The 24,813-nt window shown below is 37.3% G+C and carries 21 protein-coding genes, 1 tRNA gene, 1 riboswitch and 1 other annotated feature; of the genes, 7 read left to right on the top strand and 15 right to left on the bottom strand.

Annotated elements, in window-relative coordinates:
- Window positions 1-116 precede the first annotated feature (116 nt).
- Window positions 117-349 (bottom strand) — a binding site (T-box leader).
- 50 nt (window positions 350-399) lie between these two features.
- A complete protein-coding gene (locus IGL13_RS02875; RefSeq protein ID WP_002378053.1) occupies window positions 400-2,613 on the bottom strand; it encodes an autolysin in 2,214 nt (737 codons plus the stop codon).
- A gap of 316 nt (window positions 2,614-2,929) precedes the next feature.
- Here IGL13_RS02875 and IGL13_RS02870 point away from each other — a divergent pair, with 316 nt between their 5' ends.
- The 5 genes from IGL13_RS02870 to IGL13_RS02850 all read left to right on the top strand — a co-directional run bounded on the left by IGL13_RS02870 (window position 2,930) and on the right by IGL13_RS02850 (window position 6,979).
- Window positions 2,930-3,589: a DUF1700 domain-containing protein gene (locus tag IGL13_RS02870; RefSeq protein WP_002381265.1), complete on the top strand. Its 660-nt coding sequence runs from the start codon at window positions 2,930-2,932 to the stop codon at window positions 3,587-3,589.
- Window positions 3,589-4,614: a DUF4097 family beta strand repeat-containing protein gene (locus tag IGL13_RS02865; protein ID WP_002384984.1), complete on the top strand. Its 1,026-nt coding sequence runs from the start codon at window positions 3,589-3,591 to the stop codon at window positions 4,612-4,614. The genes IGL13_RS02870 and IGL13_RS02865 overlap by 1 nt, the downstream gene beginning before the upstream one ends.
- Before the next feature lie 167 nt (window positions 4,615-4,781).
- Window positions 4,782-5,432, top strand: a complete 651-nt coding sequence (locus IGL13_RS02860; RefSeq protein WP_002355669.1) for a phosphatase PAP2 family protein — start codon at window positions 4,782-4,784, stop codon at window positions 5,430-5,432.
- Between the two features lie 15 nt (window positions 5,433-5,447).
- On the top strand, window positions 5,448-6,416 hold the full coding sequence (locus IGL13_RS02855) for a TIGR01212 family radical SAM protein (protein ID WP_002355668.1): 969 nt from the start codon (window positions 5,448-5,450) through the stop codon (window positions 6,414-6,416).
- On the top strand, window positions 6,416-6,979 hold the full coding sequence (locus tag IGL13_RS02850; protein ID WP_002355667.1) for a class I SAM-dependent methyltransferase: 564 nt from the start codon (window positions 6,416-6,418) through the stop codon (window positions 6,977-6,979). The genes IGL13_RS02855 and IGL13_RS02850 overlap by 1 nt, the downstream gene beginning before the upstream one ends.
- 57 nt (window positions 6,980-7,036) lie before the next feature.
- Here the strand turns inward: IGL13_RS02850 and IGL13_RS02845 are convergent, their stop codons facing one another.
- From IGL13_RS02845 to erfC, 5 genes are all read right to left on the bottom strand, one after another.
- Window positions 7,037-7,705 (bottom strand): ABC transporter ATP-binding protein, encoded by a 669-nt coding sequence (locus IGL13_RS02845; RefSeq protein ID WP_002363221.1) that lies wholly within the window; start codon window positions 7,703-7,705, stop codon window positions 7,037-7,039.
- A 4-nt stretch (window positions 7,706-7,709) separates the two neighbouring features.
- The gene (locus IGL13_RS02840; protein WP_002355665.1) at window positions 7,710-8,789 is read right to left on the bottom strand and encodes an ABC transporter permease; all 1,080 of its coding nucleotides are present in this window, start codon (window positions 8,787-8,789) and stop codon (window positions 7,710-7,712) included.
- 138 nt (window positions 8,790-8,927) lie between these two features.
- Window positions 8,928-9,533, bottom strand: coding sequence for a TetR/AcrR family transcriptional regulator (locus tag IGL13_RS02835; RefSeq protein WP_002355664.1), 606 nt, complete (start codon window positions 9,531-9,533; stop codon window positions 8,928-8,930).
- Between the two features lie 409 nt (window positions 9,534-9,942).
- Window positions 9,943-11,712, bottom strand: coding sequence for a multidrug ABC transporter ATP-binding protein/permease ErfD (gene erfD / locus IGL13_RS02830; protein WP_002378051.1), 1,770 nt, complete (start codon window positions 11,710-11,712; stop codon window positions 9,943-9,945).
- Window positions 11,712-13,427 (bottom strand): multidrug ABC transporter ATP-binding protein/permease ErfC, encoded by a 1,716-nt coding sequence (gene erfC / locus IGL13_RS02825; protein WP_002355662.1) that lies wholly within the window; start codon window positions 13,425-13,427, stop codon window positions 11,712-11,714. The genes erfD and erfC overlap by 1 nt, the downstream gene beginning before the upstream one ends.
- 253 nt (window positions 13,428-13,680) lie before the next feature.
- On the opposite strand from erfC, the gene IGL13_RS02820 reads away from it, so the two are divergent.
- The gene (locus IGL13_RS02820) at window positions 13,681-14,343 is read left to right on the top strand and encodes a TetR/AcrR family transcriptional regulator (RefSeq protein ID WP_002358755.1); all 663 of its coding nucleotides are present in this window, start codon (window positions 13,681-13,683) and stop codon (window positions 14,341-14,343) included.
- An 80-nt stretch (window positions 14,344-14,423) separates the two neighbouring features.
- Here the strand turns inward: IGL13_RS02820 and IGL13_RS02815 are convergent, their stop codons facing one another.
- From IGL13_RS02815 to rpoN, 7 genes are all read right to left on the bottom strand, one after another.
- Window positions 14,424-15,215: an alpha/beta hydrolase gene (locus tag IGL13_RS02815; RefSeq protein WP_002366213.1), complete on the bottom strand. Its 792-nt coding sequence runs from the start codon at window positions 15,213-15,215 to the stop codon at window positions 14,424-14,426.
- Window positions 15,216-15,253: 38 nt separating this feature from the next.
- Window positions 15,254-16,720: an MDR family MFS transporter gene (locus IGL13_RS02810; RefSeq protein WP_002378050.1), complete on the bottom strand. Its 1,467-nt coding sequence runs from the start codon at window positions 16,718-16,720 to the stop codon at window positions 15,254-15,256.
- A gap of 171 nt (window positions 16,721-16,891) precedes the next feature.
- Window positions 16,892-18,076: a methionine adenosyltransferase gene (gene metK, locus IGL13_RS02805; RefSeq protein WP_002355656.1), complete on the bottom strand. Its 1,185-nt coding sequence runs from the start codon at window positions 18,074-18,076 to the stop codon at window positions 16,892-16,894.
- Window positions 18,074-18,169, bottom strand: a riboswitch (SMK box riboswitch). Its footprint overlaps the gene before it by 3 nt.
- A gap of 75 nt (window positions 18,170-18,244) precedes the next feature.
- A complete protein-coding gene (locus IGL13_RS02800) occupies window positions 18,245-18,937 on the bottom strand; it encodes a hypothetical protein (RefSeq protein ID WP_016632742.1) in 693 nt (230 codons plus the stop codon).
- Window positions 18,930-19,625, bottom strand: coding sequence for an ABC transporter ATP-binding protein (locus tag IGL13_RS02795; protein WP_002378048.1), 696 nt, complete (start codon window positions 19,623-19,625; stop codon window positions 18,930-18,932). Before IGL13_RS02795 ends, IGL13_RS02800 begins: the two co-directional genes overlap by 8 nt.
- A gap of 125 nt (window positions 19,626-19,750) precedes the next feature.
- Window positions 19,751-21,628, bottom strand: coding sequence for an acyltransferase family protein (locus tag IGL13_RS02790; RefSeq protein WP_002378047.1), 1,878 nt, complete (start codon window positions 21,626-21,628; stop codon window positions 19,751-19,753).
- A gap of 200 nt (window positions 21,629-21,828) precedes the next feature.
- Complete coding sequence (gene rpoN, locus IGL13_RS02785; RefSeq protein WP_002361288.1) at window positions 21,829-23,160, bottom strand: RNA polymerase factor sigma-54; 1,332 nt, start codon at window positions 23,158-23,160, stop codon at window positions 21,829-21,831.
- 58 nt (window positions 23,161-23,218) lie between these two features.
- Here rpoN and IGL13_RS02780 point away from each other — a divergent pair.
- Window positions 23,219-23,290 (top strand) — tRNA-Arg (locus tag IGL13_RS02780).
- A gap of 657 nt (window positions 23,291-23,947) precedes the next feature.
- Here the strand turns inward: IGL13_RS02780 and IGL13_RS02775 are convergent.
- Together IGL13_RS02775 and IGL13_RS02770 are read right to left on the bottom strand one after the other, a co-directional pair.
- Window positions 23,948-24,148: a cold-shock protein gene (locus IGL13_RS02775; RefSeq protein ID WP_002355647.1), complete on the bottom strand. Its 201-nt coding sequence runs from the start codon at window positions 24,146-24,148 to the stop codon at window positions 23,948-23,950.
- Window positions 24,149-24,381: 233 nt separating this feature from the next.
- The gene (locus IGL13_RS02770) at window positions 24,382-24,789 is read right to left on the bottom strand and encodes an NUDIX hydrolase (RefSeq protein ID WP_002361287.1); all 408 of its coding nucleotides are present in this window, start codon (window positions 24,787-24,789) and stop codon (window positions 24,382-24,384) included.
- Between the last annotated feature and the right edge of the window lie 24 nt (window positions 24,790-24,813).

Genomic DNA, 24,813 nt, shown 5'->3' with positions numbered 1-24,813 from the left:
TTCCTCCTAGTAATATAAAATTTTTCATTCTTAAAATTTGCCACCTGCAGCCATTGTCACTATTCTGACTTAAACTAGCCACTTAGTGATAAAAAAAAGTCCTATAGGAAAAATTCCTATAGGACGTGAACATACAAATGCAACGTGGTACCACCTAAATTCGTCAAAGAAACGGTTATTCACCGTCACCTTAACCTCAAACGTCTTAACGATCGTCACCGACTTTTCCTACTTGGTTTGTTCAAAAAAGTAACTTAAAGGCGAGTTCAAAAGCTTCTGTACGTATTTCCACCAGCCATACGCTCTCTATCACATGGTTCTTTCTACTATTCCTTCTCATTGTTTTTTTCTATTATAAGACTCATGTTACCAAAGATAGCTATTTTTTTCAATCTTAAATTAACCAACTTTTAAAGTTTGACCAATATAAATTGTATCCCCGCTTAAGCCATTTAATTGTTTGATTTTTTGGATGCTGATTCCGTATTGCATTGATAAGCCCCAAAGTGAATCACCGCTTTTAACTGTATGGCGTTTGCCTGATGCACTATTTGTTGAAGAAGCATTGCCACCTGCAGAAGCGCCTTTTTTCACGATGATTGTTTGACCAGCAAAAATTAAATCGCCTTTGATCCCGTTCCATGAACGTAGATTAGCAACACTCACGCCAAACTGTGCAGAAATTTTATTCAACGTATCGCCTGATTTAATCGTGTAGGATGTTGTCGCACCACCACCATTATTCGTAGGCTTGTTCGTATTCGTTGAACCTGAGTTGGCACCTTTTTTCACGATAATCTTTTGACCAGCAAAAATCAAACTACCGCTGATGTTATTCCAGGCTTGTAAGTTAGCCACACTAACACCGAATTGTGCAGAAATTTTGTTCAAGGTATCGCCTGATTTAATCGTGTAGTACGTATTCGTTCCTGATTGATTATTGTTAGAACCACCATTGCTTGAGCCACCGGTGTTACCTGAAGTACCTTTTTTCACAATAATTTTTTGACCAGCGAAGATTAAATCGCCAGAGATGCCGTTCCATGAGCGTAAATTAGCAACGCTCACACCATATTGCGCGGCAATTTTGTTCAAGGTATCGCCTGATTTAATTGTGTAGTACGTATTCGTTCCTGATTGATTATTGTTAGAACCACCGTTGTTTGAGCCGCCAGTGTTACCTGAAGCACCTTTTTTCACGATGAGTTTTTGACCAACGAAAATTAAATCGCCAGAGATGCCATTCCATGAGCGTAAATTAGCAACGCTCACGCCATATTGGGCGGCAATTTTATTCAAGGTATCCCCTGATTTTACAGTATAGTACGTGTTCGTTCCTGATTGATTATTGTTAGAACCACCGCTGCCTGAGCCACCAGTGTTACCTGAAGCACCTTTTTTCACGATAAGTTTTTGACCAACGAAAATTAAATCGCCAGAGATGCCGTTCCATGAGCGTAAATTAGCAACGCTCACACCATATTGCGCGGCAATTTTATTCAAGGTATCTCCTGATTTTACAGTATAGTACGTGTTCGTTCCTGATTGATTGTTCGAGCCGCCTGTTCCTGGATTAACTGTTCCGCCCCCAGTATTTCCACCAGAAGATGGTGTATCATATTGAGTTAAGTTATATGCGGTAATGACATTATTTAATTTAGCATTGTAGCTAGGATCTGTCGCATAACGACCTGTTAACCAAGCAGTTGCATCGCGGTACGAACTTGTATTGCTTTTCCAAGCCCCAGCATAATAGTAAACGCCCGCTTGGAAAGAAGTTGTTTTTAGCACGTGCGCATTATCTTGGAATGATTCCATGTAAGAAGGATATTTACGGAAAGGTTCTTTTTTCACTAACCATTTGCCGTTTAAATATTCCCATGTATCCATATAGACAGATTGTCCATTGTAGCTGCCTTTAATCCCAAATAAGTTATAGTTTGGTGCCTTAGATAGCGTACTTGCTCCCCAACCACTTTCAACGATTGCTTGAGCCATCATCACTGATGCATATAAATCATTGGCTTGCGCAATAGGTTGTGCACAACGAGCTAACTCGGCAATAAATTCTGAAGGACTTTGCGTCGGTGATAACGCTGAAAAAGTTTGCGCAGAAGCTACTCTAGCTTCTGGTACTTTTACTTCATCATCGGGTGTAACCGCAGGCGCTGCTTCAGACTCGGTTGTTGAAGGAGCTACTGGCGCGATTTCTGCTACTGAAGAATCAGTCGTTCCTGATTCCACAGGTGTAGTTGAATCAACTGTTGGTTGCTCGGTACTTGGTGTTGTTGGTGTTTCTTTTGATGATTCAGTTGTCGATTCAGTCGTTGTTGACGAATCCGTTGTCGGTTGTTCCGTAGTTCCTGGCGTAGTTTCTGTGGTTGGTGTCTCTACTAAGCCAGTTTCCGTAGTAGGTGCTTGGGCAACTTCCGCATTTGTTGGCTGCTCTTCTGTTGCCTCAGCAGTCACTGGTAGTAACGCAACGGGCGTTCCTACAGATGAAACAATTAACGCCGAGCTGAATAAAGTAGTGCTCTTCTTCCATTGTACTGGCGTTTTCTTTCTTTGTTGTGCTTTCCTTCTTTCGATACGTGACATTGATTCTTTCTTCATTGATACGTCCCCAACTTTCCTTTTTTAACTTATATGTAAATGTAATTTTTTAGTTTTGTTATTATAACAAGTATACCTTTTTTTCTGGCGAATTAAAAACACTTCAACAAAATTTCATATTACTGTAACTAGATTGTAAAGAAGTAATGTTTTTTAACATGGATTTACTCTCTTGTTACTACTCGGAAAAAAACTGCGACTTTAGTTGTAGACGCTTCTTTACCTTAGTCTGATTTTTTTAATTTCTCTTGTTATTCGCCCAAAAAGAAATTATAGTTTAAGATGAGAAATGAATCGTGTAGAAAGAGGGAGCGGAATGAATAAAGAACATTTTATTATTGAGCTGAAAATTTATTTAAAAGCGTTAAATCCAAAAGATCAAGCTATTATTCTTGCGAAATACAAGGCGTTATTTGATGCTCGTGTTGCGGAAGGCGAAACAGAAGAACAAGTGGCAAAATCATTGGGGAAACCACGGGTTATCGCAGAAGAAATTTTGAAAGAACAAGGCATTGAATTGACGGAACGAAAAATTGAAAATAATGGCTGGCAAGAAATTCCAGCGGCTACACCTGCTTATGATCATCCCTATGAAGAAGAATCTGAATTTTACTATGATAATGATTCTCCATACTATCAACGACCACAGCATCGGCCACTAACCCGATTTTTCCAAGTGCTTGGTATTTTCTGTTTAAATTTTTTCTTCATGTTTTGGGTTATTTTAGGGATTGCCTTAATGTACGTCGGTTGTGGCATTGCCGGAGCTGCAACTTTATTTTCACCAATTTATGGTATTTATAGTGTTATTACCCAAGCAAATGCCGCTTCCTTTTTCCAATTATCTATGAGTCTCTTTTTATTTGGTGCATCAATCATTGGTTGGTTACTGTTTCTACCAATTTTAAAATTTTCAGCACATGTCTTTAAGCGTTATTTCCAATGGAACATTGCTGTTTTACGAGGTGATATCTAATGAAAAAAACAACAGGGATTCTCTTATCCATTGCTGTCTTAGCGATGCTAATTGGTGGATCTGGCGCCGTCTATTATTACAAGCAAGCGGAAAAATCAGTCACACCGCTAAAAGAAAGTTATACACTAAAAAATAAACAAGCAGGCGAAGAACTTCACTTATCCTTAAAAGGCAAAGGACCTTATACCATTTATAAAACTGATAGTAACAAAATGGGGTTACGATCACCGAATAATGCCTTTTATTCAAAAGCTGAAGGCACCTTAAATGTCAAAGAAGAAAAAAATAAAATAACAGCAACCATCAATACCACTCGCACACAAAACCAACCCGAATTGTCATTCTTTAATATTGGTATTTTTAGTGACTTCACACCGAACGTGAGTGTCCAGATTCCTAATAATGTGAAAAAGTTAGTAATTGATGGCTCAACCCATTCACAAGTTTCATTGAATGCTTTTAACGTAGACGAATTAACAACTAATCTACCAAATTCTTATGTTAGTCTATCAGGTGTTAAAGCCAAAAAAATGACGCTTAACTCTTCAGATGGTATCTACCTTTCAGCGGATACTTCCGCTAAAAAAGCAACAGTTGAAACCACTGACGGCGATATAACGTTGGATTCAGCCTATTTCGATGAAATCAAAAATACGACTATTTCTGGTGATATTCGAGTGCAAAATGCTCGCGGAAACATCCAAGCAACAACGACAGATGGCGATATTAGCGTCTATGATTTCAAAGGAGAAGCTAACTTTTCAAGTGAAAATGGTGATTTTTCTTTAGACATGCCTGCTGTGCCTAAAAAATTAACTGTTGCTCTTGTCCATGGAGATATTTATGTAAATTCTGGAGAAATTTTGCGTAACATTTCAATCAAAGGGGAATCAAAATTAGGCGATGTTCAACTTTTAAACAAAGAGCGAACATCTTATAAGAATGGTCGTGCGGATACAGAGTTTAACCTTTCTAGCGAATTCGGCGATATTACCGTTGATACTCCTGATGATGATAATCAATAAACATGCGCCATTTAAAAAAGTTCTAGCACCACAATGAGAGATTGTGCTGCCAGAACTTTTTTAATATCTGTATCCCCTCTAATCAGGCAATGAAATTATCTTTTAATTTTTTACCCTTTTGATGGTATAATACGGATTGTTGCGATTAAATTTTGAAAGGATTTTTTATGAAAAACAAACTTTATTATCAATTTGCAGGTAGTTGTTTTCTTTTAGTATTTATGTTTTTAGGCTACGTTGTTCGTTTTTATCCAACCTGGCTCAAAGGCTTTGATCAAACGATTACTTCTTTTGTTCGTCGTCCTTTTCCACAGCTAAATAACTTTTTTATTTGGTACACCAAATTTGCCAATTCATTGACGATTATCATCTTAGCAATCGTTGTCATTGCTCTGTTTATTGTTTGGAAATATTATGCTGAAGCATTATGGCTCTTTATTAATACTGCCTTAATTGCTGGCGTAGGTAATTCTTTATTAAAATTATTCTTTATGCGCCAACGTCCTACTTTGGAGCATTTAGTAACTGAACATACGTATAGTTTTCCTAGCGGACATGCTGTAGGAAGTACCTTGTTCTACGGCACTATTTTATTGATTCTGCCAATTTTCATTAAAAATAAAACGGTCCGCCTTTGTGTGCAAATTTTACTAGGTATTGGGATTTTCATGATTGGGGTTAGTCGAATCTATTTAGGTGTCCATTTCCCTAGCGATATCTTAGGTGGTTTTTGTCTTGGTTTAGCTTGGTTGTTATTAAGTTACCCTATTTATTTAGAAAAACGCTTTGTTTGGCGATTTCAAAGCAAACAACGCTAGAAAGAAGTCTTGATTATGCAAATTTTTCCTTATTCAGATGATCCAAATAAACGCTATCACACTTGGAACTATGCACTTCGTCAACAGTTTGGTGAAAAGATTTTTAAAGTGCCAATTGATGGTGGCTTTGATTGCCCCAATCGTGATGGGACGGTTGCCAAAGGTGGTTGTACGTTCTGTAGTGTTTCTGGCTCAGGCGACATGATTGTTGCACCTAGCGATCCCCTGCCGCTTCAATTTCAAAAAGAAATCCAATTGATGCATCAAAAATGGCCAACTGTCGATCAATACATTGTTTACTTCCAAAATTTCACCAATACACATGCGCCCGTTGACGTTATTCGTCATCGGTTTGAACAAGTAGTCAATGAAAAAGGCGTCGTTGGTTTATCCATTGGTACCCGTCCTGATTGTTTGCCTGATGAGGTAGTGAACTATTTAGCTGAATTAAATGAACGCTTTTATTTATGGGTAGAGTTGGGTTTGCAAACCACGTTTGAGGAAACTAGCGCTGCCATTAATCGCGCCCATGATTATCAAACATATCTAGATGGTGTGGCTAAATTACGGAAACACGGGATTCGGGTCTGTACACATTTAATTAACGGGCTACCTGGGGAAACACCTGCCATGATGCGCGAAAATGTGCGGCGAACTATTCAGGATTCAGATATCCAAGGGATTAAACTGCACTTACTTCATTTAATGACAAATACCAAAATGATGCGGGATTATAATGAAGGACGCTTACAATTGATGAGCAAAGAAGCCTATGTTTCAGTGATTTGTGATCAGTTAGAAATGATTCCACCCGAAATTGTTATTCATCGCTTGACAGGCGATGCTCCCTTTGAAACAATTATCGGACCGATGTGGAGCTTGAAAAAATGGGAAGTTCTCAATGCGATTGATGCGGAAATGAAACGCCGCAACAGTTATCAAGGAAAATATACTGTCATTTCAGGAAAGGAAGTTTTCAATTAATGCTACAAACAGCCCTACATTTTAGTCACCAACTTTTAAAAGAAGTAGTGGAACCTGGCGACTTCGTCATTGATGCAACAATGGGAAATGGTCATGATACAGCATTCTTAGCAGAGCTGGTTGGCCCTTCTGGTGAAGTTTTCGCCTTTGATATCCAAAAAGAAGCGTTGATCAATACAGAACAAAAGTTAACAGAACTTAATTTACTCCCACAAACTACGTTATTTCCATTAGGACATGAACATCTTCATGCTGTCCTAGATGAAGAAACAGAAATCACTGCCGCTATTTTTAACTTAGGCTATTTACCTAAAAGTAATAAGGAAATTATTACAAAACCCGCTACGACTAAACAGGCGTTAGATGGGTTACTGCCTCATTTGGTAAAAGGAAGTCGCATTATTTTAGTCGTTTATTATGGCCACGAAGGCGGTTCAGAGGAACTTGATTTGGTCACGAATTACACGCAAGCCTTACCACAAGATGTTTACAGTGTCTTACGTTATGAGTTTATCAATCAAAAAAATCAGCCACCTGTTCTTTTCTGTATTGAAAAGAAATAAGAGAACATGGTCGGATTGTCTCCAGCAATCCGATCATGTTCTCTTTTATTTGTTTTGTTACTCTGTCAATTCACCATCACGAATACGAACCACTCGATCACAGTATTTCAACAAACGCTCATCATGTGTCACCATGATAATTCCTTTATCTTTCTCTTTAGCCTCTTTCGCTAGTAATTGGACAACATCAAACGCCTTTTCTGTATCTAAACTAGCCGTAGGTTCATCTGCCAAAATTACGTCTGGCTCATGATACAATGCACACGCAATGGCTACCCGTTGTCTTTCCCCACCAGAGAGATCACGAGGATAACTATTTCGTAATTCTTTTAAACCCAACGTCTCTAACAATTGCTCTTTTAATTCACTATTTTTACGTGACTTATCAACTTTTTCAATTAAGTGAAATTGATCTTCCACTGTTAAAAATGGCACCAAATTAGAGCTTTGTAAAATAAAGCCGATTTTTTGAAAACGTTGCGCCAAACGTTGCTTTTTCGTTAACTTATTTAGTGATTGCCCGCCAACAATGACTTCACCACTTGTCGGTGCCTGTAAACCAGCTGCAATCGTTAAAAAGGTACTTTTACCAGAACCAGAAGGACCAATTACTGCGACAAATTCACCTGGCTGAACCGCAAAAGATAATTCTTTTAACGCGATCACTTCTGTATGTTTTTCACCATATTTTTTATAAATATTTTTCATTTCTAAAACATTTGCCATGTCTCTAACCTCCAATCGCGATTAACGGATCAATTTTAGCAATCGTTCGAATTGAAAATGCCCCGCCAATTAATGCAGATAAAATCAATAGTACACTAAACAAAATCATGCGTGGTCCATTAGTTGCATAAGGCATCGCTTCTGGTAAAAAGAGCACGGTAATTCCCGTTAAAGCAAGACCAATCGCCACTCCTAGAACAGCCAATAAAGCGGTTTGTAGCATGACTGCCTTTGCTAAGAAACTAGTCGGCACCCCTTGAACTTTTAAGACACCGAACATTGCTGTTTTCTGTAAAGTCATCACAAAGATAAAAATACCGATAATGAACGCTGCAATCACAATCAAGAAATAAATCATGCCATCCAAGGTCAAGTTTTGAGCGCTGTATCCTGGCAGTTTTTCAATAAAATCTGAAATTGAAAGAACTTGGCTGTCTTTATTAGTCGTTTTAACTTCCGCGTTATCCTTGCTGCGAACAATAAAACCATTAACCATTTTGGCCATTGCTGGATTGTCACCATATTTAATTGACCGCCAAGTATCCAGAGAAGTGTAAATAACTGGCACAATGTTATAGCTACTTTTAGAAATAAAGCCGACAATTTCTAATTGCTCATCATATTTCCCTGCAGTTAATTTGTCGCCAATTTTAAATCCTTGATTTTTCAATGTTTCTGAAGCAATCACTTGATTTTTATCAGTAAATGCGTTTCCTTCAATCACTTTTGGCATTAAAAAACTTTCTTTTTCAATCCCAAATAAGCTAACATTCGTTAATTCAGCCTTTTTGTCATCTGCTGGGCGGATGGCTAACGACTGTTGACCAATCGGTGCAATTTTGCCTCCTGAAATCGTTTCTTTCACGTTTTCATCTAACACTGATACATTTAAATTACTATTGGCCTCTTTTGATAAAACCACTTGATTCGCTTGCCATTGATCTACGGCTAAACGATTTCCTTGAGCTAAACCGTTCGCTAAACCTGACAAAATAAAAATTAACCAAGCAATCAAGACCATTACTAAAACTACAAGGACGTACCGTCCTTTTGAATACTTCATTTCATTAAATCCTAAAAACATGAATGGTTCACCTCTTTCTTCTTTTCGAAATAAACTATATCACTTATCAATCGATAAATCAATAATTATTTATCAATTGATAAGTGAATTTTACAAAAAAATAGAGAAGTCTGTTTTCCAACAGGGCTTCTCTATTTTTTATTTGTGACTTTTCAGAACGCCATGTAGCATAAATTGAATGAATTTTTTGACATCGTCATCCACTGTTTTTCGCTGGTACGTTTTTTCAATACTTAATAATGCACTAACGTTATATAAAATAAACCGAGTTGCATCATCTACACTGATGCCCTCTTGTAAGCAATTGGTTTCAGGTTCACTTTCAAAAATAGCCGCAATATTATTGATATAGGTTTTTTTGAAAATTTGATACAGCGTACGATTGTAATCAGGGCCCATTTCTTGAAACATGTCGTTCAACATTAAGAAAAGATTGGTCGGATGTTCATCTAACAAAACTTTGATTAATTGATAAAGTTTTTCTTCTACTGATGCATTTCCAGAAACAATTGGGACTAATTCTTCCTGAACACGGGACGTTAATTCTTCAATCACAGCTAAATACAGTTCTTTTTTATTTTTAAAATGGTGATAGAGATTCGGTTGGGTAATGTTCGCTTTTAAAGCAATTTCACGAGTGGAGGTATTTTTGAACCCCTTTGTCATGAATAATTCAGAAGCGACAGACAAAATAATTTGCCGTGTACGTTCTAAATCAGCTTTGCGTTTATTTGGCTTTTCCATGGTTTTCTCGCCCCCTGCTGCTTTTTATTTTAGCATATTCTCCGGCAAGAAACGAGAGACCTTTATACAAAAAACGAAAAATATACAATCAATGTGCCTGCTATTTGGAGAAAAATCGCGCAATAATACCACCGCTGCAAATGTGTCAACCAGCCTTTTTCGCCCCCAAGATAAATCAACCACTGCATTCCAGATAAAAAACTATTAGCCAACAACCAAAAAAGTAGTGCCGATTTTGTCCATCGATTCTCTCTGAATACACTCAGTACAAATAAAGTATTTAGCACCAAAAACGTGCGCCGTAATTGCCGTACATTCCTCATTTTTTCCATTGACATTTCTCCTTTTTCTATTTAGCATAGCAAAAAAAGAAGCAAATGAGAATGACTCATTTTGCTTCTTTTTCAACTTATTCAAAAACAAATTGATTTTTATAAAGTTCCGCATAGAATCCATCTTGTTCAACTAGTTCATGGTGGTTGCCTTCTTCAATGACTTCACCGTCTCGTAAAACAATAATCCGATCCGCATTTAGAATCGTTTTCAAACGATGGGCAATCACAAAACTGGTGCGCCCTTTAATTGCTTCGTCCATCGCTTTTTGGATTTTAGCTTCTGTTACTGTATCAACATTACTTGTTGCTTCATCCAAAATTAATAATTCTGGATTGGTAATAATCGTTCGTGCAATACTTACTAATTGCTTTTGCCCCGTACTGAAAAGGTTATTCTCTTCCGTAATCTCAGTATCGTAGCCTTGCTCAAGATTTACAATAAATTCATGGATATTCGCTTGTTTCGCTGCTTGAACAATTTCTTCATCCGTGGCCTCTGGCTTACCAAAAGCAATATTCTCACGAATTGTTCCTGAAAATAGAACGGACTCTTGCAAAACAATGCCTACATGTGAACGCAAGCTATCTAAATCCATTTCACGAATGTCCACACCATCAAACGTCACGGCGCCTTCATTCACATCATAAAAGCGATTCATTAAATTCATAATCGTTGTTTTTCCTGAGCCTGTCGGTCCGACTAAAGCGACCATTTCACCTTTATCCACATGAATAGAAACATCTTTCAACACAGGCGTTTCTGGATTATAGCCAAAAACAACATGATTTAAAGCCACAGCTTTGTTAATCTCTTCTAATTTTTCGCCATTTTCGGGACGAATTTCATTTGGTTCATCAAACATCTCATTTAAACGACGAGCGCCTGTAACAGCTAATTGAATCATGCTATAACCTGAAGAAATTTGCATTAATGGTTGATAATATTGTTGGGAATATTGGACAAACATAACGACTAAACCTAGCGCAGCGGCACGATCAACAGAGCCATTGATTGCTAACCAACCACCAAAGAAAATAACAATCGCCGTATTGACTAATGACATTCCTTGCATCATTGGGAAAAGTAATCCTGAATACACTTGACCTTTATACGTAGCTGCACGAACTTTTTCATTTTGCTCTAAAAAACCGTCAATGGTTTCTTCTTGTAAGCCATTAGTGATAATCACACGTTGCCCACTAATTTTTTCATCCATATAGCCATTTAATTTACCCACTTCATCTTGCTGTAAATCGACATATTTGCGCGCCTTGCTAATCACAAAGACCGCAATTAAAATCGCAATCGGCGTAGAAGCAATTGTAGCCCATGCCAGTTCCACATTTTGACGGAACATCATGATTAAGACACCAACCAATAAGGCAATATTGGTTAATACTTGTAGCAACGCTTGGTTTAAACTGTTTTGGATGTTGTCTAAATCACTAGTAAAACGACTTAAAATTTCACCATCTTGATGAGAATCAAAGAAACGAATCGTCAATTTTTCTAATTTATTAAACAAACCAATCCGCATGCGGTTTGTTGATTTCCCCACGACTTGTGTAAAGAGAATACTATAAATGAAACTAGCGGCACTAGTTAAGACATAAAAAATGAGTAGTTTCCAAATGACAGAAACGAACGCACTTTTATCGTCTTTTCCTTGCATCACATTAACCGCATATTTCGCTAATTCCTGAATAGCTTCCCCAACGAATTGCGGCGCTTTGACTTGTAAATAAGTCGCTGCGAAAATTGCTAAGAAAATAAAGAGGAAAGAAACTTTGTAACGTTTTAAATAATGATAGAAAAATTTACTAGCTTTTATTAAATCAGTCATTAAGCTTCCTCCTTTCCTTTTTGAGTTTCGTAAATTTCTTGATACACGGGGTTCGTAGCTGCTAATTCTTCATGCGTGCCTTCCCCGACTAAACGTCCATTATCCAATACTAAAATACGATCTGCATGGACAACAGAAGAAATTTTTTGGGCAATAACGATCGTGGTAGTCTCTTTTAACTCTTTATCCAACGCTTCTCGGACTAACCGCTCCGAACGAGCATCCAACGCGCTGGTGCTATCATCTAAAATCAAAATTTTAGGCTCACCAATCACACCTCTAGTAATTGATAACCGTTGTTTTTGTCCACCAGAAAAGTTATTACTCCGTTCTTCGACGGGTGCATCATAACCTTCTGCTAATTTTTCAATAAATTCCTTGGCTTGGGCGATGCCTGAAGCCCGTTCCATGTCCGCTTCAGAAGCGTCACGTTTACCATGGCGTAGATTTTGCGCAATCGTTCCAGAGAACAGGATTGCTTTTTGCAACACAAAGGAAACTGTTTTTCGTAAACTGTGTTCGTTCACTTCTCGTAAATCGACACCACCAACTTCAATCTTTCCTTCTGTCGGATCAAACAAACGTGGAATTAATTGTGCCAATGTAGATTTACCAGCCCCAGTTGCGCCCACAATCCCAATCATTTCACCTGGCTGAATAGAGAAAGAGATGTCTTTCAAGGTATCTTCTTCATCCCCAGGATAACGGAAAGATACGTGATCAAACTCAACACTACCAATTAACTCTTGTTCTGGGACTTTTTTGTAGGTAACATCTGGTTCTGTTTCCATCACTTCTTTAATCCGCTTAATGGAAACAGCGGCACGAGAAGTCATCATCATCATCATTCCGCCGATAATAATCGCCATCATGATTTGCATTAAATAGTTCATAAAGGAAGCGACACCACCGATTAAAGTTGGATCGTCCTTGACTAAGTTACTCACAAAGAAAATTGAGCCTACAACAGCTAAGTTCGCCACCAACATAAACGCTGGAATCATCACAGCAAATAAGCTACCTACGATTAAGTTATGGGTGGTTAATTCTTCACTCACTTTTGTAAAACGTGACAATTGATTTTTTTCTTGAACAAATGATTTGACGACACGAATGCCTAACAAATTTTCTTTTGCAATACCATTAATCTTATCAATCAAGTTTTGAATAATCATGAAATGCTTGCCCATTTGCGAAAAGGACAGCATAGAAATCAAAATAACTGCGATGACAAGTGCAACAATCACCCACCATAGTTGTGGCAAGGTTAGCATCGCTAAAATAAAACTCCCGATAAATAAAAAAGGAATTCTAAAAAGTGTCTGCAACGCAATCATAATGACATTTTGAATTTGAGTAACGTCATTTGTTAAACGAACAACTAAGTTACCTGCTGAAAATTTTTCGATATTGCCAAATGAAAAGGTTTGGATTTTGCGGAAAGTTGCTTCACGAATGTCAGCACTGACACCTTGGGCAACTTTGGCAGAAAAAATTGTATTAATAACCCCTGCAACGAGTCCTAATCCTGCAATGGCAATTAATTGAATCCCTAAGTTTTTCATTTTGTCGCTATCGTCATTCATAATTGCTTCCAACACTTGTTGTAACAATTTTGGTTGCCAAAGTGCTGAGACAACCATTACGATCACCGCCAACAAGGCAATAACTACCGAGCCTTTGTATTTTTTGGCGTGTTGAATAATAAGGTCCATCTTATCCCTACTTTCTTAAAATAGTTCCCTGCTTCTTCAGTGTTGGTCTGCGAATTCTTCCCCATTACAAAAAAATCAATTTGCTCATTGACTTCACCAATTTAACACTGTAAAATAAGGCCGATTCATAATTTACCATTTTTAGTGGTAAAATACAAGCGAACAAGTTAATTTTTCACAAGTTTTTCCTATCATAAAGTGTACCTTCTTTTTGATAAACTTACGAAGATAACGTTTAATAGGAGCTAAAATCATGGAACCGAAATTATCAAAAGACACGATTATTGCAGCCGCATTTTCTTTGTTAGAAAAAAGTCCCACTTTAGAACAACTTTCTATGCGTAAAGTCGCCAAACAGCTTGGTGTACAGGCGCCCGCAATTTATTGGTATTTTAAAAATAAGCAAGCCTTACTTCAAAGTATGGCTGAAGCGATTGAAGAGCACTTTCAAGAACCTGCATTATGTGGTGAATGGTATTCTGACTTACTAGCCTTCATGGAAAACTATTATGATCTCTATCAACAATTTCCCTGTGCCGTAGCTATCGAAATCCAAACCGTCCCTGCCTATCCCCAACGATTACGCCATTTGAATCAAATGATGGGCATTTTAAGAGAAGCAGGTTTTTCACCAGAAATGACTCATTTAGCAGTAACGTCTTTACAACATCTTTTATTTGGGATGATTATGGACGCAACGGAGGAAAAACAGCTCGTTTCGCAAGTATTGAACGGAGATGACTATTTAAAAGAACAAGTGCTGCACATGAAACAATATGTCTCCGACAATGAGTTAACGTACATGGAGGAAAGCATTCAATTTCGACACTCCATCCACCAAAAATCCGCCTTTATTCAAGCCGTTAAAACCTACTTAGATGGGTTGCAAGCAGACAACACATCTTCATCTAAATAAAAAAAGCCCTTGGTCCGTCAGTCGAAATGACTGACGGACCAAGGGTTAACCTTTAAAATAAATAGCGAAAACTACTTTCTCTATTTTGGTATTGGTAGCCAAGCCAAGGCTTTTTGAATCCATTCATCCCAGAACACCCAGTCATGTTCTCCTGGTCCAGTTTCAAAAGTGTAACTTGCCTGTGCCTGTTCCAACGCTTGAGCCATCTGTTGATTAGCAGAAAGTAACATATCTTGCTCCCCACAACAAAGGTAAAATTGGGGCATTTCTGTTTGGCTTTCTACTAATTGTTGTAATAAATACAGCGGATCGTGAATGGAACCTTCAATTTGATCTAACGGGCCAAAAATACCTTCCCAATAGCTTCGCTTACGGACTTTTAATAATTCCCCAAAACTAGTGGATGATAAACTGACTGCCCCAGACAAAGAAGCAACGGCTGCAAAAGATTCTGGTTTCGCTAATCCTAATTTCAAGGCGCCATAACCACCCATTGACAAACCAGCGGCAAAGGTTTTTTCTCGTTTTGTACTTAACTGTGGAAAGAGTTGATGACAAATTCTCGGTAATTCTTCTGAGATAAACGTCCAATAGTTCATATCGTATTGCGTGTCCGTATACCAAGCTAAATCCGTGGACGGCATAATGACAGCAATCCCCAAATCAGCGACATACCGCTCAATAGAGGTTCTGCGAGCCCAGACACTGTGATTCCCTCCCATCCCATGTAATAAATACAACACGGGAATATCTGTTAATGCTGCTTGGGTACTTGTGCCCACTTTTTTTACCGTTTCTTGTGGTAAAATTACGTTCACATTCACTTCCATTTCCAATACATTTGAATAAATATTTGCTTGTAAAAAGGCCATCTACTTTTCCCTCCAATACTCTTTCTATTAGTGTACCACTAAACCTTCGCTCGTTGCGCTTTTGCGAAAATATTTAACAAAAGAGCGACAACAACTAAGCCCGCACCGACTAAGTAAACATTATGCAGACCTGCATAGAGGATACCGCGTAATGGTTTTAACAACGCAGCTGGAATTAAATTTGCAGTATGTGGATTCACTAATTGATTCATGCCATCTGCATCGACGTTTAACGCGCTCGCTTCCAATTTCGCAAACATTCCTGCATTTAAAATCACACCAAAAATTGACACCATCACAGTCTGCCCAATTGTACGCACCAACGTATTAAACGATGTTGCAACCCCCATTTTTTCAGGCTCCACTGTACTTTGTGCTGTCACCGTAGTCGTTGTGATAGTAATCCCAAAACCAACTCCTAAGACAGAAGACACTACAAAGAAAAGCCAAAACGGAACGGCCATTGGCATTACCACTAAAAAGATGGCCCCGACTAATAGAATCGATAACCCAATCGTTAAGACTTTTTTCATAGCATATTTTTCCATAAAACTACTTGCTATAAATGATCCAGCCATCCAAAGTAACGACATAGGCGCTAAAACTAAGCCACCAATTCCTGCACTTTTTCCTAAGACACCTTGCATCCACATCGGAATGTAGACATCAATCCCCATTAAGAAACCGCTAATAAGCGCTGCAATAAGATTTACTAAAACAAACGTTGGTTGATTAAATAAATGCAAATCAATCACTGGGTCTTGCGCGCGTTTTTCTATCATCACAAACGCTACAAAAAAGAGCACACTCAAACTCAAACAACCAAATGTTACTAATGTAAAACCATTATCGCTAATCATTTGAAAACCTAGCAATAACGTTAGCAGTACGGCCATCAAAGTAACGCTGCCCAAAATATCCATTGGCATCTTGGTCCGTTCCCGCTTTGGTTCAACTAAGAAAATACTAATCAAGCCCAATAAAACAAGTCCAATAGGAACATTAATGAAGAAAATCCAATGCCAACCGACTGTATCTACAATAAAACCACCTGCTAACGGACCAAAAATACTAGCAATTCCCCAGGCGGCACTGTTTAAACCTAAAATTTTCGCTCGCTTGTCCAATGTATACATATCGGCAATAATCGTTAATGCAACTGGTAAAATTGCGCCTGCCCCCACACCTTGAATTGCTCGGGCAATAATTAAAGTCAACATATCTTGAGCAAAGCCACACAACGAGGAGCCCAAAATAAAAATGATAATGCCAATCATGAAGACAGGTTTACGACCAATTTTATCCGCAAGTTTCCCATAAATCGGTGTTAACATCGCATTCGTTAATAAATAAATTGAAAATACCCAGTTCATAATTTCCATGCCATGTAACGAGCCGACAATCGTTGGCATCGCAGTAGACACAATGGTCCCTTCAATGGCTGTCATAAATGTTGCCACAAAAACACTCACCGTGACTAACTTAACATTTGTTTCTTTTGCCATTTGTTCACATCCTTTTCTATTCAATTGTCAATTTTCTAAATTGCTCCATAGCTATTCTATACAAAAAAGAACAAAATGTCTTAAAAAAATGCTTTTTCATAAAAAAATTATTACAAAAAAAAAACAAGAAGTCAGCCAAGTATTGGCTGACTTCTTGTTTTTTTTATTTAATTATTCAGCTAAACTAGCTTTTAACGCTTCAACTTTATCTGTTTGTTCCCACGGTAAATCAATATCTGTTCGACCAAAATGACCATAAGCCGCAGTTTGTTTATAAATTGGGCGACGTAAATCTAGCATTTCAATAATACCTGCTGGACGTAAATCAAAGTTTTTACGAACTGCTTCGATTAATTTACTTTCTGGAAGATCACTCGTACCAAACGTATTAATAGAAATAGACACTGGTTGCGCCACACCAATTGCATAAGCTAATTGGACTTCTACTTTTTTCGCCAAACCAGCAGCAACAATGTTTTTCGCGATATAACGCGCAGCATAACTAGCAGAGCGGTCAACTTTGGTTGCATCTTTTCCAGAAAAAGCACCGCCGCCATGACGAGCATAACCGCCATAAGTATCAACGATAATTTTACGACCAGTTAAGCCGGCATCTCCTTGAGGGCCACCGATTACAAAGCGACCAGTTGGGTTGATAAAGTATTTTGTTTCATCATCTAAAAGTTCATGAGGAATCACCTCATTGATTACTTGTTCTTTAATGTCTTTTTCGATTTGTTCTAAGGTTGTTTCATCATCATGTTGTGTACTGATGACGATCGTATCCACACGTTGTGGTTGACCTTGATCATCATATTCCACTGTTACTTGAGATTTTGCATCAGGACGTAAGTAAGGTAAGACTTTTTCCTTCCGCAATTCTGCTAAACGGCGAACCAAACGATGGCTTAACGCGATCGGTAATGGCATTAATTCTGGTGTTTCGTCAACGGCAAAACCAAACATTAAGCCTTGGTCACCAGCGCCAATATCGTCTTTTTCATCTTGATCACGCACTTCTAAGGCTGCGTCAACCCCTTGAGCGATATCAGGTGATTGCTCATCGATTGCTACAAGAACTGCGACAGTCTCTCCATCAAATCCATATTTTGCTCGTGTATAACCAATATCTTTCACAGTTTGACGAACAATTTTTTGGATATCTACATAAGCTGTTGTAGAAATTTCTCCAAATACTAGGACTAAACCAGTTGTTACGGATGTTTCACATGCCACGCGGGCCATCGGATCTTTCTCCAAAATCGCATCTAAAATTGCATCACTGACTTGGTCAGCTACCTTATCTGGATGTCCTTCTGAAACGGATTCTGATGTAAATAAATGTCTTTCTGTCATAATGTTATTCCCCCTAAATAGTTTCGGTTACAAGGCATCTTTAGTAAGTAACGACAATTACTTGCTAAATCCTTTCGGGAACTTGTAACAAAAACAGTATACCAGATATCTAAAAAAAAAGCTTAGGTTTTCAAGAAAATCATTAACCTATTATAAATTTCTATCACACTATTCAATAAAGAATAGCGAATTTTTAACTATCTTACTTGTTGCCATAGTTAGCAAAATACTACAACTTATTAAAAACAGAAAATAAAGTAAAATCTTTACTAAAGAAAACTGTACATTGAATAAAATATAGGCACTTGCGAGAATGCCACCTAAAGTCAGCGAACAAAAAACAGAAAGATACTCTGCCACCTTTTTATCTTTGATAATTACCGAAAGCAATAGAACTAAACTTCCTAACAGGTAAGTAATAAAAGGTAAAGTAACTATGTTCTGTGGTGCCAACAGATAAAGATATGGACTCTTTTGGTTATTTAAAATAACAAGACTAATAAGTAGTTGAAACACTTGAAAAGGTACACTAATCATTACAGCAACCACTATTTTCCTAACAACTACCCTAGTTATACTGACAGAAGACAGAAGTAATAGAGGTAAGGTCATTTGCTTTTTTTCTTGAAGCATTGTACTCATGATAAACATAGCAGCAAAACTACCGGCCAAAGTAAAGCTGGAAAATAAGTTAGCTTCATTTGGCAAAACAATTCCTTCTGAACCGCCGCTTTTACTAATGAAAACTGTAAAAAAAATCAAATAAAGCATTAAACCGAAATATTTCCAAAGATGACTTTTTAATTCCAGAAACTCACGTTTAATCACTACTTGGATTTCATAAAAAAATTCTTTATTCATGGCGTTCACCTACTTTTTCCAAATAGATTTCTTCTAAATTGACTCCTATATTTGGCTCATTGAAGCAGACTTTTCCATTATTTAATATTAAAAAATTAGTACATATTTCTTCAACGAAAGCTAAATCATGACTATTAATTAAAATGATTTTTCCTGCTTCTTTTAAATGAATAATTAATTGTCGTAACTTCTTTTTCATTTCTGGATCTAAAGCATTCGTAGGTTCGTCAAAATAATAAGCTTCACTCTCTCTTAAAAAAAGCATTGCTAAAGCAACTCTTTTTTTTAATCCCTGTGACAATTTATCTACACGTTTAAACTCATAGTCTATTAATCCAAATTCTTTTAAAACTTGTTTCAATTTTTTTGACTTTTGTTTTTCCCCCGACAGCTCCAATTTAAAAAGTATATTTTCTCTGACTGTCAGTCGTTCATAGAAACCACCCATTTCCGGAAGATATTCTACTTTTTTTATATAATTATGTACTACACCTTTGCTCGGCTTCAGCAAGCCTAAAACTAAATAACTTAGTGTCGTTTTTCCCGCACCGTTGTGCCCGAGAATCCCCCAACATTGTCCTTTTTCGATTTTCCAATTAATATCTTCCAAAACAAAATAATTTTTTTTGTAGAAAAAACTAATATCTTCAGCATAAATTTCGCTGTTCTCACTCCGATTTTCTCTCATTATCTACCTCCTATAAAAACGATGATTATTTATTTATCGTAACGTAAACACCATATTTTGTAAACGATTTCTTTATCTGCAACAAAAAACTTCCAGCCCCTTTCATCTGAGCTGGAAGTTTCTTGCTACTGTAAAATTTTCTCTGCTATAAAGTGTGTATATTGCTCGCCGCCTGCCACATTTGGATGAACTCGGTCATCATAAAACCAATCATCATGGGCGTTACTATAATTAAACCAGTCAATGACCGTTAAGTTATCGTATTTTTTGTCCATTTGACTAAGTAAACTATTTACTTGATTTTGCCATCTTCTAGTTGGAACGCGAACATTAATCCAATAAACTTTTCGATTACCTAACGCTTTCATAAATTCATCAAATTGTGCCTCTGTAAAAGGACCATTCGTACCTAAACTCACTAAAACAGTATTTTTAAGCATTTTCTTTTTGTCTAGTTCACCAATTAGTGAAATGCTACTATACAATTGACGGCCCACTTCCCCATCGATAATCATTTTAGGGAAAATATCTTGTAACCCGCTAGCACCATCTAGAATAACAGAATCACCAATAGTTGTGATTTCTAAATTCTGCGCTTTTTTTACTTGCTCTGGTGTTAGTTGTGTGGGTAGAACGTCTTGGCTTTCACTCGGTTTTGTACTACTTTCTGTGGACGTGCTACTATTTTTCGTGCCACTTTCTTGGACTTCTTTTTTACGTTCTTCAATTTTTTGCTGATTTTTCGCAATATTTTTTTCTAGTTGCTCTTGTTGCGCACTTTTAGCGTTTGCTGGGGCCACAATTAAACCGAATACTGCAATCACGCTAATCACTGTCATAAAGGCCATTGTCCCTTTTTCACGAAGGTCCCACGGTTTCCGTAAGAACTCAGTGAATTGAGTCCAGACATCCTTATAAGACAATCGTGTCAGTGGATGTTCGATAAAACGATAAGACAATTCGCTCACTACTAAAATTAATGCTATTTCAACCAATGAATGTAGAAAAACATGGTCCGATAAGGTCTTAATTTTGGCCTCATAAAAAATCATGATTGGGAATTGATACAAGTAAATGCCATAACTCCGTTTACCTATCCACGTAAAGACTGGATTCGTTAACCAACGATTCATATCTGCCCCTGGATGTGCAGTGACGGCCACTAAGACAGTGGCTGCCAAACTAATTAAAAACATGCCGCCGTAATAAACAAAATTTGTATGATCTGATAATGTTAAAAAGGCTAACACTAAAAGAACTAAGGCACTTAAACCAGCGCCATTTAAGATTTTTTTAGAGGCTTCTGGAATTTCTTCTTTCAAACGTGTGCTTGGCCAAACATACGCCAATGCACTACCTAGTAAAATAGAAAAAACACGTGTGTCTGTTCCATAATAGACACGTGTAGGATCTGCGCCAGGAACATATAAAACGGCCATCAGCGTCACCGAAATTAAGGCGCCGATTAAAACTAAACTGAAAATTCGACCGCGCTTACGAACAAAGCGTTCCAGAAGAATAAAAAGTAATGGCCAAATTAAATAATTTTGCGCTTCAACTGCCAATGACCAAATATGTACAAATGGCGATTGTGTCGCAAATCCATCAAAATAAGAAAACCCTTTAAAAATTTGCCACCAGTTGTTGTAATAAAAAATACTACTAGCGACAACGCTGCGAATATTGTTTAATAAATCCTGCTGAAAGAGTGTAATATAACTAACTGCACTTAAAAGCATCACAATTAATGCTGGATACAGCCGTTTCATCCTTCGCACATAAAATCCTTTTAAATCAATGGTCTGATTTTCTGCCCATTCTTGCCGCAACAAGTCGTTAATAAGATAACCTGAAACAACAAAGAAAATCGGAACACCTAAGTAGCCACCTCGCATGACTTGGGGAAAAAGGTGATACAAAATCACGCCAATTACAGCGATCGTCCGAATGCCATCAAAACCTGTAATATAGCGTTTTTTCTTGCTATTTGCTGTCTGATTCATTTGTGCTTTCCAACTTTTCTATAAAATTATTCTTTTCCTTTATTTAAAGAAGCAAGTAACTTTAATATACGTTTTTTCCTAGGAAATGGCAAGCAAACTTTGCCTCCTTTAGGCTTTTTTTACAATTCAAAAAACCAACATTTTTTAAATCACAAAAAAACAACCAAAGCTTATGAAAATTACTCATAAGCTTTGGTTGTTTACTCATATCGTTTTCGTTTAGATGAAGATGGAATCCCTAGGGCTTCACGATATTTTGCCACCGTTCGCCGGGATATTTCCATGCCTGAATCTTTTAATCGCTCGACTAATTTTTGATCAGATAACGGTTTACTTTTTACTTCTTGATCAATTAATTTTTGTAGTTGCTTTTTAACCATCGTTGTTGAGACATCCTCGCCATCTTCTTCTGATGAAAGAATACTTGTTGAGAAGAATGAGCGCAATTCAAAGACGCCAAACGTGGTTTCTAGATATTTTCCATTAACCGCACGACTAACTGTCGATTCATGAATAGACAAAGCATCCGCAATTTCTTTTAAAGTCATTGGTTTTAATGGCCGATCTGCTTCTAAAAAGAAGGCTTCTTGACGGCGCACAATTTCTTGCCCTACACGTAAAATTGTATCCCCCCGCTGATTCACTGCGCGCTCTAACCATTCAAATTCGTTTTTCTTATCCTTAATATATTCTTGGACTTCTTTGTCGTCAGTCTCTTGCATTCGTTTGAAATAATTTTCTTGAAAATTTAATGTCGGTCGACCAGCTTTGTTGGAAATCACCACTATTCGATCTTCCTTGATTCGGACAGTTAAATCTGGTCGAATATACAATTCCTCGGTCGCATCAAAAATATTCCCTGGCGCTGGCGATAACGTTTGTATATAATCAAAGATCAATTGAATTTCTGCTAATTCAATTCCGAATTTTTTAGCTAACGGGCCCCATTTACGACTCACTAAGGCATCAAACTCTTCCTCCAATAAAATATACGCTAAATTAGGCGCGGTATCGTCTCGTTCTGTTTGTAGCATCAAACATTCTTGTAAATTGCGTGCCCCCACACCTGCTGGATCTAGCTGTTGTAACAAAGTTAATGCATCTAGCATTTGAATGGCGCTTGCTTCGGTTTTCTCTGCCGCTTCTTCTAACGAAATCGTTAAATAACCATTCACGTCTATATATTCTACTAAAAACAATACCAATGTTCGCAAGTATGTATCGCGGTAATTCAAATGAATTTGATCAATTAAAGACTCAAATAATGATAAATGATAGTCTGGAATTTGATTCATATAATTATTTTCTTCGTCTTGATTGGTGTAAGAACGACTAGTTATCGGAAAATCTGTGGTGTACTGCGTGTCTACTTGTAAATCAATCAATGGATTCTCTAGTGCTTTCGCTTCAACAAAGGCAGCGAGTTCTTCCGTATTAAATTGTAAAATTTGAATGGATTGTTGAAGCTGTTGAGTCATGGCCAACTTCTGGACTTGTTTTTGTTGTTGGGACATTCGTTGCTCAAATTTCATTATTTTCGTCCTCCCTCTTGTAATTTTTGTCAATATCAGCTAAACTAGTATTCGTGCCGCGCCCTTAGTGTAGTGGATATCACGTAAGATTCCGGTTCTTGAGACGGGGGTTCGATTCCCTCAGGGCGCGTTATTTAAATATGTTGATTTATCAACGTTTCTGGACACTCTTTATTCATCTAAAGAGTGTTTTTTTCTTGTTTAGGAATGATTTTTCTATCCGTAGTTTTTTCAAATGTTGCTTGTGGCAAGCTCAATCGCACTTAACGCGACAACATTTGTTCTGCTTCAGCTACAAATCCAATAAGGTTAAAATTCCTCCGTTCCTATTGTAACGCATAACGTTTCCTTTTTCTATCTGCTAAACAAAGTATTACGACAAGCAAACACCTGCTTCTCTCTTAAAGATCCCTTTCTGATTATATAGTAAATTGCTTTTAATTTGTTAATTATTTTACCTAAAACTTGATACCCTAATTAAATAAAGAACCTGGGGCAAAAATCACTTTGGATTTTTGTCCCAGGCTTAAAACCTGATAATTGGCGGGAACAGAACCGTTCAGCTCCGACCTCTAAAATACTTAATTAGAAATATGCTACCCGCAATCACACCAATTATGATTACTAGCCAAAATAATCCACTTACAAGTAACAGTTCAGTTAAGGTCATTTTCATATTCTCCTCCTTTAAATGGCCTCTGCTTTGTTTTGCTATGTAATTAATGGCGAGATCAGACAACAGCTATCAAAAAAAACGGACCAACACGTGGTCCGTTTTCATTCATTATTAAGCTTTTACGATGTTCGTTGCTTGTAAGCCGCGTGGACCTTCTTCAGTATCAAAAGTTACTGCTTGGCCTTCGTCTAAAGTTTTAAATCCATCTGATTGAATAGCTGAAAAATGTGCAAATACATCATTGCCATCTTCACCTGTAATAAATCCAAAACCTTTGTCTGCGTTAAACCATTTTACTGTACCGTTGTTCATATATATTTCCTCCTAGTGCATAAAAATATGCAAGTTATTGCAAAAAATGTTGAGTGGCAAAAGGAGAAGTATAGTTTTTAAATATATAACTCAAATTACTTATCAAAATTGATTACTTAATTACTATAACATATTTATTAGGAATAAACAATGCCCACGACTCTTCCTTGGACTTTCTAAAATAATCAAAGATGCGCTTGACAAAGCCCTAGCAAAAAACACTCCTATTCTCTCTATTTCCAGTTAGTTTTGTTTAACTTTAAATAATCACTACGCGCCAAATAATCAAATAGCGGAGCTAATCCTGGTGAAAAATTTACTTCCTCAAACCGCTTAATAAATTGTACGCCTTTAATTTTATTTGGTTCGTTCAGGGTCACTTTTCCTTGGGCTTGTTTGGCAAAATAAAAATGTCCTTGCCAAACGATTGAATCAAAAACAAGTGGTCCAGTAAAAATTTCTTCAAGTTCAGTAATTTCCACTGCTAATTCTTCTTTCATTTCACGAATCGCACATTCCAGCGCTGATTCACCAAGTTCTTGTTTTCCGCCAGGGAAATTCCATGTGTCTGGCCGATCTTTTAAAATAAGAATTTCATCAGATTGATTTTTAAGAAGTACTCGCGAAAATTCTTTTTTCATTTCGTTTAACCCTCTTCTTCATTT

This window comes from Enterococcus sp. DIV1937 (assembly GCF_050535975.1).
Taxonomy (GTDB): Bacteria; Bacillota; Bacilli; order Lactobacillales; family Enterococcaceae; genus Enterococcus; species Enterococcus faecalis.
The sequence above is the reverse complement of the archived record's forward strand: the minus strand, read 5'-3'. Positions and strand labels throughout refer to the sequence as shown.

Coding starts and splice junctions, on each gene's coding strand:
- IGL13_RS02800 (WP_016632742.1), bottom strand. CDS start 18,937: ATGAATAAAGAATTTTTTTATGAAATCCAAGTAGTGATTAAACGTGAG.
- metK (WP_002355656.1), bottom strand. CDS start 18,076: ATGACAGAAAGACATTTATTTACATCAGAATCCGTTTCAGAAGGACAT.
- IGL13_RS02860 (WP_002355669.1), top strand. CDS start 4,782: ATGAAAAACAAACTTTATTATCAATTTGCAGGTAGTTGTTTTCTTTTA.
- IGL13_RS02795 (WP_002378048.1), bottom strand. CDS start 19,625: ATGAGAGAAAATCGGAGTGAGAACAGCGAAATTTATGCTGAAGATATT.
- IGL13_RS02835 (WP_002355664.1), bottom strand. CDS start 9,533: ATGGAAAAGCCAAATAAACGCAAAGCTGATTTAGAACGTACACGGCAA.
- IGL13_RS02855 (WP_002355668.1), top strand. CDS start 5,448: ATGCAAATTTTTCCTTATTCAGATGATCCAAATAAACGCTATCACACT.
- IGL13_RS02875 (WP_002378053.1), bottom strand. CDS start 2,613: ATGAAGAAAGAATCAATGTCACGTATCGAAAGAAGGAAAGCACAACAA.
- IGL13_RS02775 (WP_002355647.1), bottom strand. CDS start 24,148: ATGAACAACGGTACAGTAAAATGGTTTAACGCAGACAAAGGTTTTGGA.
- IGL13_RS02815 (WP_002366213.1), bottom strand. CDS start 15,215: ATGGCCTTTTTACAAGCAAATATTTATTCAAATGTATTGGAAATGGAA.
- erfD (WP_002378051.1), bottom strand. CDS start 11,712: ATGACTGATTTAATAAAAGCTAGTAAATTTTTCTATCATTATTTAAAA.
- IGL13_RS02845 (WP_002363221.1), bottom strand. CDS start 7,705: ATGGCAAATGTTTTAGAAATGAAAAATATTTATAAAAAATATGGTGAA.
- IGL13_RS02840 (WP_002355665.1), bottom strand. CDS start 8,789: ATGTTTTTAGGATTTAATGAAATGAAGTATTCAAAAGGACGGTACGTC.
- IGL13_RS02870 (WP_002381265.1), top strand. CDS start 2,930: ATGAATAAAGAACATTTTATTATTGAGCTGAAAATTTATTTAAAAGCG.
- erfC (WP_002355662.1), bottom strand. CDS start 13,427: ATGGACCTTATTATTCAACACGCCAAAAAATACAAAGGCTCGGTAGTT.
- IGL13_RS02820 (WP_002358755.1), top strand. CDS start 13,681: ATGGAACCGAAATTATCAAAAGACACGATTATTGCAGCCGCATTTTCT.
- IGL13_RS02865 (WP_002384984.1), top strand. CDS start 3,589: ATGAAAAAAACAACAGGGATTCTCTTATCCATTGCTGTCTTAGCGATG.
- IGL13_RS02790 (WP_002378047.1), bottom strand. CDS start 21,628: ATGAATCAGACAGCAAATAGCAAGAAAAAACGCTATATTACAGGTTTT.
- rpoN (WP_002361288.1), bottom strand. CDS start 23,160: ATGAAATTTGAGCAACGAATGTCCCAACAACAAAAACAAGTCCAGAAG.
- IGL13_RS02770 (WP_002361287.1), bottom strand. CDS start 24,789: ATGAAAAAAGAATTTTCGCGAGTACTTCTTAAAAATCAATCTGATGAA.
- IGL13_RS02850 (WP_002355667.1), top strand. CDS start 6,416: ATGCTACAAACAGCCCTACATTTTAGTCACCAACTTTTAAAAGAAGTA.
- IGL13_RS02810 (WP_002378050.1), bottom strand. CDS start 16,720: ATGGCAAAAGAAACAAATGTTAAGTTAGTCACGGTGAGTGTTTTTGTG.